Below are 14147 nucleotides of genomic sequence, written 5' to 3'. Positions count from 1 at the left end.
GGAATAAAAAGCCATTATGTTAAATGTTGAACTCAAGCCGCTGTTTGCCAGGCTCAATGGGCTTTGCACCCAGTGTTTGGAAGAAGCTGCCGGCCTTTGTGTGTCCATGGGGGCCTACGAGGTCGATGTGGAACACCTGCTGTTGAAATTGGTGGAACGGGACGAGAGCGATCTGGAGCGAATCTTCACCCACTATGGCGTGGACGCTGGTCGCGTCATCCGCGGATTGCATCGCTGCATCGAGGCCGATGCCAGTGGCCAGGGCGGCCGGCCAGTGTTCTCGCCGGGATTGATCGAATGGATTCAGGATGCCTGGTTGATTAGTTCGGTGGAATTGGGTGAATCGCAAATCCGCTCCGGCGCATTGTTTAGTGCCTTGCTCGCCAATGGGCGCCGTTATGCGCGCAGTGAATACAGCGAACATTGGCGGAGCGTAAAACAAGAGCAACTTCGCGAGGAATTGGGCGCCATTACCGCCGGTTCAGCGGAATCCGACTCGGCGTTGGATGCCGCCGATGCGCAGCCGGGCCGGGCTGCGGGATCGGCGCTGCAGCGCTTCACGATCGACTTTACCGGCCGGGCCCGTGCCGGCGAGATCGATCCGGTATTTTGCCGGGACCGGGAGATTCGGCAGATCGTCGATATCCTGGGGCGTCGGCGAAAGAACAACCCCATTGCGGTGGGTGATGCCGGTGTGGGTAAGACCGCCATCATCGAAGGCCTGGCGTTGAAGATTGCCGAAGGCGATGTCCCTAGCAGCCTAAAGGATGTGGAAATCTTCGGCCTGGATATGGGCCTGCTTCAGGCGGGCGCCAGCGTGAAAGGGGAGTTCGAAAACCGCCTTAAATCGGTAATCGAAGAAGTTCAGGCTTCTCAGCGACCGATCATTCTGTTTATCGATGAAGCCCATACGCTGATCGGCGCCGGCGGTGCCGCGGGCGGCAGCGATGCGGCCAACCTGCTCAAACCGGCCTTGGCCAGGGGCCAGCTGCGGACCATCGCGGCCACCACCTGGTCGGAATACAAAAAGTATTTCGAAAAGGATCCGGCCCTGGCCCGGCGCTTCCAGCTGGTCAAGCTCGATGAACCCAGCGCCGAACAGGCCACCGTGATCTTGCGCGGGCTGCGCTCGGCTTACGAGAAAGCCCACGGGGTTTATATCCGTGACGACGGTGTGGAAGCGGCGGCGCGTCTGTCCGCGCGCTACATCACCGGTCGCCAGCTGCCCGATAAAGCCATCGACGTGCTCGATACCGCCTGTGCCCGCGTCAAAGTGGCGATGGAAGCCACGCCGCGGGCGCTGGAACAGTTGCAGCGCGAGAGCGCCGTGCTGGTTCGGGAGCGGGACGCCAAACGGCGTGATCAATCGGCGGGGCATGCCTTCGACGACTCAGCGGATCAAGCCCTGGGCGCTCGGCTGCAAGAGATTGAAGCCGAGCAAGACATTCTGAAAACCCGCTGGCAACGGGAGCGTGAGTGGGTCGACGCCATTTTGGATCAGCGGAAAATCCTGCTCGATGAGCAAGCCGATGAGGCAGCACAAAGCGCCGCTCGCGAACAACTCGAGCGCTTGCACAATGACTTGGCGCTGGCACAAGACGGCGACCCGCTGGTGCATTTCGAAGTGGGCCCGGAGGAGATCGGGGCCGTGGTTGCCGACTGGACCGGTATACCGCTCGGCCGGATGCTGCGAGACGAAGCCCGCGCCGTGCTGGAGTTGGGCAGTGCGCTGAGCCGACGGATCAGAGGGCAGGACGCGGCCATCGATATCATCCAGCAAGGCATTCGGGCATCGAAAGCAGGGCTGGGTAATCCCCACGCGCCCATGGGCGTGTTCCTGCTGGCCGGCCCGAGCGGTGTCGGCAAAACGGAAACCGCGCTGGCCGTGGCCGACTTGCTGTTCGGTGGCGAGCGGGCCATGACCACCATCAACATGTCGGAATTTCAGGAAAAGCACACAGTTTCGCGTTTGATCGGCTCGCCGCCGGGCTATGTCGGGTTTGGCGAAGGCGGCGTGCTGACCGAAGCCGTGCGGCAGCGGCCTTATTCGGTCGTGTTGCTCGACGAAGTGGAAAAGGCGGACCCGGAAGTACTCAACCTGTTCTACCAGGTCTTCGATAAGGGTGAATTGGCCGATGGCGAGGGGCGTAGCGTCGATTTTCGAAACACCGTTCTGTTTCTAACCAGCAACCTCGCCGCTTCCGAGATCATGCATTTGGCCGCGCCGGGCTCTTCTTTGGCGGTGCCGGAGATTGCCGAACACATCCGGCCCATTCTCGCTGCCCATTTCAAACCTGCCTTGCTGGCCCGCATGACCGTCGTGCCCTATCTGCCGATCGGTGGGGAGATCATGAAGGAGATTGTCGAGCTGAAGCTGGGGCAGCTGGGCGAGCGATTGAGAACCCGCCACGGGGTGGAAATGTGCTGTGGCGAGGATTTCGCCGCCGCGTTGGCAGCACAGTGTACGCAAGCGGACACCGGCGCCCGCAACGTCGATGCCGTGATCGCTCGTACCATTCTGCCCAAGGCATCGGCGGAGCTATTGGCCACCCTGGGGCAGGATGATCGACCACGGTTCATGCATTTGTCTATGGACCGGAGCGGCGATGTGACGTGCCGGTTTGAAACGGAGCAGGCAGGCGATGTCCGCCAAACAGCCTGACGCGTTGTGGGTTGTTGACGAGTTTATCCGGGTTAGCGCCGGCTTATCCGCCAAGCAGCCCCTGCACGATCGCCTCGGGGTGATTCTGCAGGCGGCGCGGCGGATCAGCGGTGCCGAAGCGGGGCGGATCTACGCCTTGGATCGAACCAAATCCCATCTTTACCTCGAGGTTTCTCAAAACGAGAGGGTACCGAAGAACCGCGAGCATCTGCCGCTTTTGAATTTGGGCACCGAAGCGCGAGACGGCGCCGAAAATCCCGTGATCTTCTGCGCTCGTAGCGGGCGCGCGGTGAATCTGAGGGACGTTTACCGTTACACCGGATTCGATTGCGGCGACCTCTACACCTATGACCGGGCCGCCGGGTATCGAACGCAGTCCTTTTTGGCTGTGCCGCTGCGTAACCACCTGGAGGTCACCATCGGCATTCTCGTATTGGTGAACGCCCGCGGTGAGGCCGGGGACTTGCAGTCCTTTCCCGAGCAGCAGGAGCGCGTGGTGCGCGCTTTTGCCCAACAGGCCGCCATTACCCTAAACAGCGTTCAGTTGATCGAAGAGAACGAGCGGCTCATTGAGATTCTCAATCAGGCCAACCGCTCGCTGGAAGAAGAAAATCGCCGCTTGAAGCGACGGATCGAACACGACTACCAGCACACTTTAGTGGGGGACGGCGTGGCGATGCGTCGGGTATTCGATCTGGTGGATAAAGTCATCGACTCGTCTGTGACCGTTTTGCTGCGCGGCGAAACCGGCACCGGGAAGGAGCTGGTGGCCGCCGCCATCCATCGGGGCAGTCCCAGAGCCCAAAAGCCGTTCGTGGTGCAAAACTGCGCGGCGTTGCCCGAAGGGCTCTTGGAGAGTGAGCTGTTCGGGTATCGAAAAGGGGCGTTTACCGGCGCCGATCAAGATCGTAAAGGCCTGATTGAGTCGGCCGACGGCGGCACTTTGTTCCTAGACGAAATCGGCGATATGCCGCTGGGGCTTCAAGCCAAGTTGCTACGCGTGTTGCAAGATCACGAAGTCCGGCCCCTTGGGGCCAGTCAGGGCCGGCGGGTGGATGTGCGTATCATTGCCGCCACCCACTGCGATCTAGAGGCCAAAATTGCCGACAAGAGCTTTCGGGAAGATCTTTACTACCGGCTTTGCGTTTTTCCCATCGATCTGCCGCCGCTACGGGAGCGGCGGGACGATATTCCGGCCCTGGTTCAGCATTTCGCCATCAACGCATCGACTCGGTTCGACAAGCCCATCGGTGGTATTGCGCCGGCCACCATGGATGCCTTGATGACCTACGACTATCCCGGCAACGTCCGGGAGCTGCGTAATTTGATTGAGCGCGCCGTATTGTTGTGTGAACGGGAGGGGCCGATCATGCCGGAGCATCTGTCGGATGCGGTCGCGCCTGTGAGCAGCGGGATTCATTCGGCCTCTGGCCCCGTGTCGGATCAACTGGGTGTGGGGCTCAAGGCCGCCGTTCAAGCCTTTGAAGCGGACTTAATCGCCCGCCAGTTGGAGGCCTTTGCCGGGAATCAATCGCGGGCGGCTGATTCGCTAAAAGTGCCGCGACGGACTCTCGCTGAGAAAGTGCGTAAGTACGGTTTGTTGGATTCCGGTGAGGGAAGTCCGTCGGTTCCGCCTCTTGAGGATGAGCGGGAGTACACAATGGCGAAAAATCGCCAATCCGGGGAATAATCTGGCAACTTGTCGCCAGATTTCTTGTGGTCAGTCGAGAGGGTTTATCTCTACAGTTTCCGAGAACAGATCCGCAAGTTACTGTTTGCGAAATATAAGTTCCGCCTTCAATTGCTTTTTCTTCTATCTGGCATGTTTTGTGACTCTTAACCCGTGAGTCACCGTTTGTGGCGGTGATTGTAGAACGCCGGGGGAGCTTGTTTTAAAGACGTGGCGGCGTTCTTGTTTCGATTTCGTTAGACGTAATTCAAATGAACACAATGGAATCTTAAGGAGTTAAATCATGCCAGTTCCGGCGTATTTGTACATTGAGGGCGAGCGTCAAGGTCCCATCACCTCCGGTGCGTTCACCGAGGACAGCGTGGGCAACATCTATCAGGAAGGCCACGAAGACGAAATCTTGGTGCAGGCATTCAGCCACCAAGTGGTGATTCCGCGTGACCCGCAGAGCGGGCAGCCCACAGGTCAACGGGTTCATCAGCCCCTGGTCATTACCAAGGTGTTCGATAAATCCTCGCCGCTGCTTTATAACGCGTTGACGTCCGGGGAGACCTTGACCCAGTGTGAAATTCGTTGGTTCCGTACGTCCTCGGCCGGTACGCAGGAACACTATTTCACCACCCGTCTGGTCGACGCCATTGTGGTGGACATTCGGGCCCATATGCCGAATGTGCAAGATCCCGATAAACAGCAATATACCCACATGGAAGATGTGGCGTTCAGCTATCGGATGATCGAGTGGACCCACGAAATCGCCGGTACCTCCGGTTCCGACGATTGGCGGACGCCTAACGCCTAAGAGCGTGCGGTTTGGCGGCCGCCGACGAATCGGTGGCCGCCCTTCGCATTTGGCCGTGGGTCGTTTCGGGGCGTTTAACAAACGCCCTGACCAAACTGTTCGGCTGGTTGAATTTTAGGGCTGTGAGCTGCGGTATGTGGCGTATTCTTGATTCATGCCGATTGTGAAGGGATACTAGCAGGATTACAAAAGCCCGAGAGAACCCGCCCGGCTGATTCGCACGACGACAGGGAAGTTTAACGTCGCCATCAGGGTTCATCGTCACAACAACGCGTAAAACAAAATAAGGGGAAGGTCATGCCGGAAGGGATGGCTAACGGGGAGCAGTTCGGGCTGGAAGTATCCGAATGCAGCAGTCCGCTCCGCGTCGTCGAATTTCAAGGTTCGGAAGCGTTGTCGGAGCCGTTTCGGTTTGTCGTTACAGCGGTATCCGAAGATGCCCATCTCGATTTGGCTCCACTGATCGGCCAGTCCGCCACACTGGCGCTGCACAGCCGCACCGGCGAACCCACCCGCTATGTCAGCGGGATGGTGGCGGCCGTCGCGCAGGGGCAGGTCGGTCGACGTTTCGCCCACTACCAATTCACGCTGGTTCCCAATACCTGGATTCTGGAAAAACGCAGCGACTGTCGGATTTTCCAGTCCATGACGGTGGAAGATATCATCCGCGCGGTGATGGACAGCGCAGAAGTGTCCTCAGACGCCTACCGGTTTTTGCTGCAGGAGTCGCATGCCACGCGTTCGTATTGTGTGCAGTTCGGAGAAACCGACCTGCATTTCGTCCGCCGGCTGATGCAAGAAGAGGGTATGTGGTACTTCTTCGACCATCGCCAGGGCGGTCACACCATGGTCATCACCGACACCCCGTCGGCCTCCGCACCCATCACCGGGACCCCAGCGCTGATCTACCATGACCCCCAGGGCACTCCGGCAGAACGGGAGGCCATTTATCCATTTGGTCAATGGAACCGCATCGAAACCCAAGCCGTTACCCTGAAGGATTACGATTTTCAGCGCCCCGAACTGGCCTTGCAGGCCACGGCTAACGCCGGCGGCGGGGCGACACTGGAACGCTACCAATACCCCGGGCGTTTCCTGGATCCGGGAGCCGGCGCCCAAAGCGCGCGCTATCAACTCGAAGGCGAACGGGTTCGCGTGCTCAATGCGGAAGGTAAGAGCGATTGCCCCCGATTGATTCCGGGCGGTCAGTTTACGCTTGAGGATTACCACCGCAGCGAGCTCAACAGCGAGTACCTCGTTGTTGGCATTCAACACTACGGCACACAACCCCAGGCCCGGGAAGAAGACGCCGGCGCGGGTGAGGCCGATTATCGAAACGAATTCGAATGTATGCCGGCCAGCGCGGTTTTTCGCGATCCGGTGATCATGAAAAAACCCCGGATCGAGGGGCCGCAAACGGCGATTGTGACCGGTCCGCAGGGGGAAGAGATCTACTGCGACGAGTACGGCCGGGTGAAAGTCCACTTTCACTGGGACCGGCTCGGCCAAGCTGACGAGCGCAGCTCGTGCTGGATCCGGGTCAGCCAGCAATGGGCGGGGGCCGGATGGGGCGCAATGAATGTCCCCCGTATCGGTCAGGAAGTGGTGGTGGACTTTCTCGACGGTGACCCGGACCGACCGGTCATTACCGGGCGGGTCTATCACGGCACCAACGTTCCGCCGTATCCGCTGCCTGAGCGCAAGGCGGTCAGCACGTTCAAGACCCAAAGTACCGGCGGAGACGGCTTTAACGAACTTCGTTTCGACGACGCTCAGGGGCAGGAAGAGGTCTATCTGCACGCCCAGCGGGATTTCAATATCGAAGTCAAAGCCAACAAGTCGGAGCGAGTCGGCGGCGACGAAGATGTCGAAATCGGCGCCAACCTCAATACCCGGGTCGAGGGCGATCAAGAAGACTCGGTGGGCAAAAACGACAGCCTGACCGTCGGCAAAGACTATAACGAGTACGTGGGTGAGAATGCACAAACCCGCATCGGCGGCAACTACACGCTGGAAGTCGGCAAAGATGCCGACATCACCGTGGGCGGAGAAAGCCAACATCACGTCGGTTCGAGCCTGCAAGTGGAAGCGGGTAAAGACATCACCGTGGTCAGCGCGACGGAAATTACGCTAAAAGCGGGCAATACGTTCATCAAGATATCCGACAGCGGCGACATCGAGATCAACGGCGGCGAAGTGACCGTCAACGCCGCCGGCAGCATATTCGAAAACGGCAGCAACATCGGCAGCAATTAGGTGGTGGGGAATCAAATCTCCCGTGCAGTAAATTACGATGGATCATGCGCAAAACGGGTAAGATTGTTATTTATATTCTGGGCGAGAAAATAGAGGTAAAATCATGAAAACATTGCCTAAAACGGCGGCTAGCGCGGCGGGCGAATGTTTCATCGCCCGGGTTTCACGTTGCGAGGATGGTTCTGCCCAGGCGCTTGAGAGTATCCAGAATTCCGGCGAGTGCCACACGGTAGTGGGGCACGGGGCGGAGGTCCCGGCCTTGCGCGAGGGTGACTCGGTCGTGGCCTTGCGTATGTCCGAAGGCGTGGTCGTTTTGCAACGTCTGCGCGCACCCGGCGAAGCGCCTCGGCCGGCTATTTCAGAAGCCGACGGAATGCTCGTGCTCGAAGCCGGTCGTGGCGTCGTGATCCGCACCGGCGAGAGTGTGTTGGAGTTGACCGCCGACGGCAAAATCAAGCTGGACGGCAAACAGATCTACACCTTCGGTGAACAAACCGTTCAAATCTTCGGCGCCAATATTCACTTGAATTGAGACTGAGCGGTCGTGTCACGTTATGCCGACATCTACTGGGAAAGTGGCCAGCAGCTCTACCGGCTGAGGGAGATTCGCTTGCGTTCCGGTTGGGCCGATGCCCAAGCCCTGCTCCGTTTGGAGGATCGCCTGCGCACCACCGTGGATGTATTGACCAGTTTCGACAACCGCCCAGCGCCCGGTAACGCGCCCGGTTATTTTCTGTATTTTGCCGCCGGCTTGCGGCAGAGCGACCCGGCGCTGCGTGCCGAGAGCTATCGCGGGGCTTACCGCGCCCTTGTCACCGACGACAACACGGCAGAAGCGGCCGCCAATGCCCTGGCCTTGTATCCTTGTTCGCTGTCGCCTGCCACCCAGGCCGCCATGCTGAATTCCCCGCACGCCCATCGTGCGCGTCTGCTCCGTTTGTGGGAGCGCCAGGGCGTGTCGTTGCCGGCCGATTTGCTGTCGGGTTTGGATCTGAGCACGTGGTCGATGACTGACCGGGCGGCATTGTTGTCTCACCAGGCCAATGACCCAGCCGTTGATATCAACGCCTTTTCCAGTGTCTACCACCGCGTCAATGCCGGTATCGAGGCCGAACAGCGGCCGCTGGAACTCATTCTGCCCGGGCTGTGGGGGGCGCGGTTGCGCGCGCAGCGGGATATCAACGACATGGTGGAGCGCTTGCTCAAAGTGAAGCAAAGCGATCCCCACTACAGCGAGCTGGCGCGACTGGCTGCTTTGTTGGCTGCCGAAGAGCTGTTGCCGGCGCTGGTGGCCTACGCCGAGCGGGAGCCGGCTCACGGTGTTTATTGCTTGGGCCTGTTCGGCAAGCGCGCCGCCGTGCCTTATCTCCTGGCCCATTTGGAGGATGTGCGAACGCAGCAATACGCTGCCGAGGCATGGTTTTGGCTCACCGGAGAGCGACTACCCAAACGCCCGCGCTTGCACGACGCCGCCGCGTCCACCGAATCGCTTACGCCCTTCACTGCGCAAAACGATGTGGTCGTAGACGTGGCTCCCGCCCAATCATGGTGGGCGGCCAACGTGGCCGACTGGTCGCCCGATGAGCGACGGATTGCCGGTCAGGCCGCGGACGCGGACGGGATGATGAAACAACTCGGCCTGTGGAGTGGCGCGGCCGGGCGCGATTTGCTCGATCTATTGGCGATCATGCGTCAGCGACCGCTGGGTTTGTCTTACCGCGCTTGGCAGCGAGACATTCAAAGATTTTCCGAGCGGAGGCCGGTACCGGATGTTGCAGCTGCTTAATCACACGCCCTGGCAGGCGGGCATGTTCAGCGGCTGGGGGCTGGATGGCCGGCACCACTACACGGCGGTCGTCAAAGCCAATTTCCGGTTTTCCGCCGACGGCAGCCTACAGCCCGATGCGGCCGCGCTGCCCTTGGAAGTGGCCGACCGCCACGCCGGTGCGCCCCACGGCAGCAGCCTGGCGGCGGCGGCCGATAGCGTGCCGTTCAAACAGGGCGGTGAGTTTTTTCTATCCGGCACGGCATGGGCGCCGGCGGACGGTTCGCGCCAACAGCCGGTCCGCGTGGCGGTGCACCGGGACGATCAGCTACTTTGCGAAAAAAACCTGGTGGTTCACGGTCCCCGAAAATGGGTGCGTCGCGCCCTGAATGTCGCCCCGGTTTACGAAGGTGAATTTGAAGCGCTGCCCATCAGCTACGAGGCGGCCTATGGCGGTTCCCGCGCCGGGGGCGTTTACGAGGCCAACCCGGTGGGTTGCGGTTACCTCACTAAGCACGACGACAGCGAAGGTCGCCCGCTGCCCCGAATCGAATACGCGGATCAAGGCATTACATCGCCTGCCGACCGGCCGGCACCGGCCGGTTTTGGGCCCATTCCCCGCTTTTGGCAGCCGCGCCGGGGTCTGCTGGAGGCCGGTGCCGAAGGGTTGATCGAGTTGGATTCGCCCTTTGTGGAACATGCGCATCCGGCCATGCACAACGCCGCGCCGGCCGATCAGCAACTGCCGGCGGGTTTTGCGGGTGGGGAGGTGTTTTCCATCACCGGTTTGCACTGCCCGGTCGCCCAAGGCGAGGCGGCTGAAGTGCGCCTGGCGCTGCCGCGGTTGCCTTTGCACGCTGTGATGATTCGCTCGGGCGGCGAGCGGGAGCCCATCACCGGGTGTTGCGATACCGTGGCGATCGATCTGAACGAGGCGGTTTTATCCCTCACCTGGCGCTGGTCCGCACCCTGGCCGTTGAGTGAGACCCGGCCGGGTTGGTTGGAGCTGCACAGCGGAGAGCCGGCATGAGCGAGGCGATTGCCAGCCAAGTCGCCATCACAGGCGTTGGCCTTTGCACTTCGGTGGCCGAACAGCCGATTCAGCTTTATGCGGCGGTGCACAATAACCTCAGTGCCACGCGTTGGCACCCATCCTTGGGACGGGAAGACGCACAAGGCCGCTTCCAACCTGCCCTGACGGCGCCGAATTCGGATCTGGCGGGATTCGCCTCCCCCGGCGACCGCGCCCTGGCGCTGGCGGCCACCGCGCTGGACAATGCTCTGCAGACCCTGCCGGCTGGCGTTTCCCGCGAGGGTTTGGTGGTGTTAACCATGCTGCCGTCGCTTACCCAGTGTCGCGCCCGCTCCATCACCACGCCGGCGCAAGTGTCGTCGCTCAAAGAGGTGGTGCTCGACGGTGCGGAATTGGATTTCCGCTTTGGCGATGCGGGGCGGGGTGCGTCGTATTATCTCGCCACCTTATGCCACGCATTGGATACAGGACGATTGGATGCCGTGATTTTCGGCGGTGTGGATACCCTGGTTGACGACTCCACCTGCGAGCAATGGCTGGAGCAGGACCTGCTTAAAATCCGCGGCTCGGCCTACGGCAGCATTCCGGGGGAGGGTGCGGCCTATTGTGTGTTGCGCGCAGTGGATGCCATGGTTGAGGAGGAACGCCCCCTGGCCAGGGTCGCGAGCGTTGCCCATGCGCTGGAGCCCCACGCGGGATCACCGGAAACCCGGCGGCTGACGGCGCTCAGCGACTGTTTGCGTCAGGCCCTGACAGCGGCGGAACTGGAGGCCGATCAGATCGGTGGTTTTGTCCACGCGACATCCTCCACCGAGCCGGCCGCGGAATTGGAGTGGCTGCAAGCCAGCCAAGCCCTGCTGCGCGTTGAGTTGACGGAAGAACAACAAAACGAGCTGATGCGTGGCCATATCACGCTTGAGGATTTGCCCCAGGCACCCCGGCCGCCACGGTTTAAAATGGGCGGCACAGTGGGCGATGTGGGCGCTGCGGCCATGCCCATGCAACTGGCACTGGCTTGCGGTCGTTTTCAGGCGCAAACACCCTATGCCGGCAGCCTGGTGGTCTGCGAGACTGACGCCAGCGGCGCGCGCGGTGCGGTGGTGCTCCGTAACCCCTATCCCGCGTCGGCGGCGGATACCCCGGCCCGCCTGGTCGATCCGTTCGAGAACATCACCGGCGATCCTTTTGCCCCGGCAGAACAGCTGGCCGACGGCGTGGTTTGAGAGGCAGTAGAGAGACAATTATGAGTGTGCTGATCAACAACAGAACAGCGGTCCATGCCGCCAGCCAAGGCGTGCTCACCACGCAGGATGTCTGTAAAACGCCGTCCAAGTGCAAGCCCGTGACCTACAACAACGTGGCCGAATCCAAAGACGCCGCGCAAACCGCCAGCTCCGTGATGGCGGAAGAAAACCCGGTTTGCCATCAGGAATCCATTTTCTCCCGCAGCACGGGGGACGAAGCGGGCAGCTGCGGCGGCGTCAATTCCGGCACCATGGGGGCGGAGGCTACCTTCCAGACGGCGTCCAACGATGTGTTCATCGAAGGGGTGCCGGCCGTTCGGCAAAACGAAATCATGCTGTCCAACCACCAGAACACGCCGCCCGGTCCCTTGAACCAGCCTGGCGGCAGCGCATCGCCGCCACCGCCCGCCGAGGTGCAAGACCCGGAAACCGAACAGGCCACTGCCGATGTGTTCGACTTGATGGTCTTCGGTGACACGGGGCGCGGTTTGCACGGTCGGTTCGGGCAAGACCCCAGCGAAGGGGGCGAATCATGAGCTATTCATTGGACTCAAACGGCTCGAATAAAAATAGCGCTGCCGCCTCCGCCCTCGAAGGGCCCGAGACGTTCCCCGAGATACAGTCAACGGCGCCTGCGTCATCGTCTGAGCCGTCGCCCAGCGCGGCCCAAGCCGAGCCGGCCAAAACAGCACCGGCAAAAGCGTCGCCGCTTCAAGCCCAACCATCCGCCGCGGCCGCCCCGGCTGAGACCGAGGCTTGTTCGAAACCGCCCGTGGTCAAGGACGTGGCGCACACCGAATATCAAAGCGTGCGCAGCCGCGAAGTCATCTTTCCCTGCGAAGAAGAATCCCGTCGCCGTTTCTATTTACGCTTTGCCGACGAACGTCACACCTGGTGCGATCTGCCGCTGGCGGAGATGGGCACCGTCAAACGCAGCGACGTGGAAGCCCAAACCGCCGAAGCGGGGCAGAACAAACAGAACATCATGATCCCCATCGTACCGCTGCGCTACACCACGCCGGATCGGGATCCCAAACAGGCCGACCTGCTGCGGCAGAACGGCTATATCTACATTTTTTGGGGCGAGGAAGGCAGCGACCAACTCACCCTCTGGCGGGAAGTGCAGGTACTCGAGTCCGGCAAATTCAAAGACATCAACCTGCAATACTACGCCGGCCAGGACGCTCGTCCCGCCACCGCGCGGGACGTGGACAACCGCCTGCTGCTGCCCTACCGGCTGGACGGGCGCAACATGCAGCTGGCCATCGCCTTTGCCGATGTGCAGTGGAGCTGGGCGCAAATCAACGCCTTTGGCGGCATGGCCGAAGACGATTTTCGCATCGCCGATTTTCGCGGGCCCCGCCCCCCCGCCATGCCCACCCAGGAAGAACTCGGCAAAGCCGCCGAACTGCGGGACCAACGCCTGCAGTGGGTGAAACTCCACGGCTTCGCCGACGGATTTCCCTATCAGGCCGCCCAGGGCCAGGATGCGGCGGTGGACAACATCGCCAACGCGCCGGATCTTTACGCCCTCCTGCCCGAGCGGCAATCCAACCTGCCGGTGGTGTACCTGGACGATCCCCTGGGTATCGCCTACCGATTGGCGGGGGAATATCAGGGCCGCTGGCACGAGATGCGCAGCACCCTGGCCGAGCTGGCCAAACAGCCGCATTTTCAATCGGCCACCATCGTGACCCAAAGCCTGTACCGGCAACCGCCCGAGCCCCCCGTCGAATACCGCGAGACCCCCAGAGGCAAAAGAGCCGACCCGGGCGACGCTCAAGCCCACCGCAGCTGGTCGGAGATGCAACAAGCCAAGCAAAAACTCCGCGGCAACATCGACCGGGCGGAACTGGAACGGGTGCTCGGGGTAGCGCGCCGGCGAGAGATCCGCGAGCGCATCGCCGAGAGCAAACAAGCCCTGGTGGACTACCTGGGCGAACAGCACCGGGAAGGGGCCGTTACCCTCCACGCGGCCAGCGACGACTATGTGCGGCTGCCGGCGGAAAAGGCGGGCGCCAAAAACGCCAATCCCCACTACGGCTGTCTGTGGGATTGCTGGGAAAAGCTCATCGCCCAACTGGCGGATACGCCCCACACCCTGGATTTGGCGCTGGAGCTGGACCAACCTTCCGACGAAGCGTTGGCCCAGGAAACCGAACAGGACCCGGGCCGCCGGTTCCTGGCGGAACTGATGAGCGAGGAGCAAAAACACGAAATCCAGCGGCGCTTGCTGCCTAACGAGAACGACAACGAATACTTCCGGGACGACGCATTCGTAGCGAGCTTGGCGATAAGCCGCAACACGGTGAAGTTCGTCAGTGGCTTTTTAAGTCACTACACCGAAGGCCTTATTCAAAAAATCATCCAGAGCGAAAAGAACAAGATCTTCACACTGCTCCATCGGGGAAATTTGGAACTCGAGGATTTGAACCGGCCCACCGTCGACTTCTACAACACCAAAACGAGAAAACTCGTGAAGCCGGAGGGCTATATTTTCCTCACCCAGGTCATCGATGCGAACTTAACCCGGTCCGGAGCGGACGATATTCCCCAAAATCAACGCAGTTTGCCGGTGGATGACGGCCACCGCGCGCGCTTGTCTTACCAAGACGAAGCCTCAGGCGCGGTGATGGCCGCGACTGGCGGGCGTGCCCTTCAGGGCCGGCTCACGTTGGGTTGGGAACGTTTATTGGGG

The 14147-nt window shown here is 60.9% G+C and carries 10 protein-coding genes; all 10 read left to right on the top strand.

The genetic code is table 11. The features are described 5' to 3' along the window. The first annotated feature begins 16 nt into the window (after positions 1-16). Complete coding sequence (gene tssH, locus SVU69_10235) at positions 17-2662, top strand: type VI secretion system ATPase TssH (protein MDY6943377.1); 2646 nt, start codon at positions 17-19, stop codon at positions 2660-2662. Further along, positions 2643-4352: a sigma-54-dependent Fis family transcriptional regulator gene (locus SVU69_10230; GenBank protein ID MDY6943376.1), complete on the top strand. Its 1710-nt coding sequence runs from the start codon at positions 2643-2645 to the stop codon at positions 4350-4352. The genes tssH and SVU69_10230 overlap by 20 nt, the downstream gene beginning before the upstream one ends. Positions 4353-4635: 283 nt before the next feature. Further along, positions 4636-5151: an Hcp family type VI secretion system effector gene (locus SVU69_10225; protein MDY6943375.1), complete on the top strand. Its 516-nt coding sequence runs from the start codon at positions 4636-4638 to the stop codon at positions 5149-5151. 297 nt (positions 5152-5448) lie between these two features. Beyond that, positions 5449-7407, top strand: a complete 1959-nt coding sequence (gene tssI, locus SVU69_10220) for a type VI secretion system tip protein TssI/VgrG (GenBank protein MDY6943374.1) — start codon at positions 5449-5451, stop codon at positions 7405-7407. 103 nt (positions 7408-7510) lie between these two features. Beyond that, complete coding sequence (locus SVU69_10215; protein ID MDY6943373.1) at positions 7511-7939, top strand: hypothetical protein; 429 nt, start codon at positions 7511-7513, stop codon at positions 7937-7939. A gap of 12 nt (positions 7940-7951) precedes the next feature. After that, entirely contained in the window at positions 7952-9193 is a 1242-nt protein-coding gene (locus SVU69_10210) for a hypothetical protein (GenBank protein ID MDY6943372.1), read from the top strand. Continuing rightward, positions 9177-10202 (top strand): DUF2169 domain-containing protein, encoded by a 1026-nt coding sequence (locus tag SVU69_10205; protein MDY6943371.1) that lies wholly within the window; start codon positions 9177-9179, stop codon positions 10200-10202. The genes SVU69_10210 and SVU69_10205 overlap by 17 nt, the downstream gene beginning before the upstream one ends. Then, positions 10199-11428: a hypothetical protein gene (locus SVU69_10200; GenBank protein MDY6943370.1), complete on the top strand. Its 1230-nt coding sequence runs from the start codon at positions 10199-10201 to the stop codon at positions 11426-11428. The genes SVU69_10205 and SVU69_10200 overlap by 4 nt, the downstream gene beginning before the upstream one ends. 20 nt (positions 11429-11448) lie before the next feature. Further along, positions 11449-11985, top strand: a complete 537-nt coding sequence (locus tag SVU69_10195; GenBank protein ID MDY6943369.1) for a DUF4150 domain-containing protein — start codon at positions 11449-11451, stop codon at positions 11983-11985. 236 nt (positions 11986-12221) lie between these two features. Next, the coding region (locus SVU69_10190) for a hypothetical protein (GenBank protein MDY6943368.1) at positions 12222-14147 on the top strand (1926 nt) is incomplete at its 3' end.

The organism is Pseudomonadota bacterium (genome assembly GCA_034189865.1).
Lineage (GTDB): Bacteria > Pseudomonadota > Gammaproteobacteria > UBA5335 > UBA5335 > JAXHTV01.
This window is presented reverse-complemented; position numbering and strand designations above follow the sequence as displayed.

Coding starts and splice junctions, on each gene's coding strand:
- tssH (MDY6943377.1), top strand. CDS start 17: ATGTTAAATGTTGAACTCAAGCCGCTGTTTGCCAGGCTCAATGGGCTT.
- SVU69_10230 (MDY6943376.1), top strand. CDS start 2,643: ATGTCCGCCAAACAGCCTGACGCGTTGTGGGTTGTTGACGAGTTTATC.
- SVU69_10225 (MDY6943375.1), top strand. CDS start 4,636: ATGCCAGTTCCGGCGTATTTGTACATTGAGGGCGAGCGTCAAGGTCCC.
- tssI (MDY6943374.1), top strand. CDS start 5,449: ATGCCGGAAGGGATGGCTAACGGGGAGCAGTTCGGGCTGGAAGTATCC.
- SVU69_10215 (MDY6943373.1), top strand. CDS start 7,511: ATGAAAACATTGCCTAAAACGGCGGCTAGCGCGGCGGGCGAATGTTTC.
- SVU69_10205 (MDY6943371.1), top strand. CDS start 9,177: ATGTTGCAGCTGCTTAATCACACGCCCTGGCAGGCGGGCATGTTCAGC.
- SVU69_10200 (MDY6943370.1), top strand. CDS start 10,199: ATGAGCGAGGCGATTGCCAGCCAAGTCGCCATCACAGGCGTTGGCCTT.
- SVU69_10195 (MDY6943369.1), top strand. CDS start 11,449: ATGAGTGTGCTGATCAACAACAGAACAGCGGTCCATGCCGCCAGCCAA.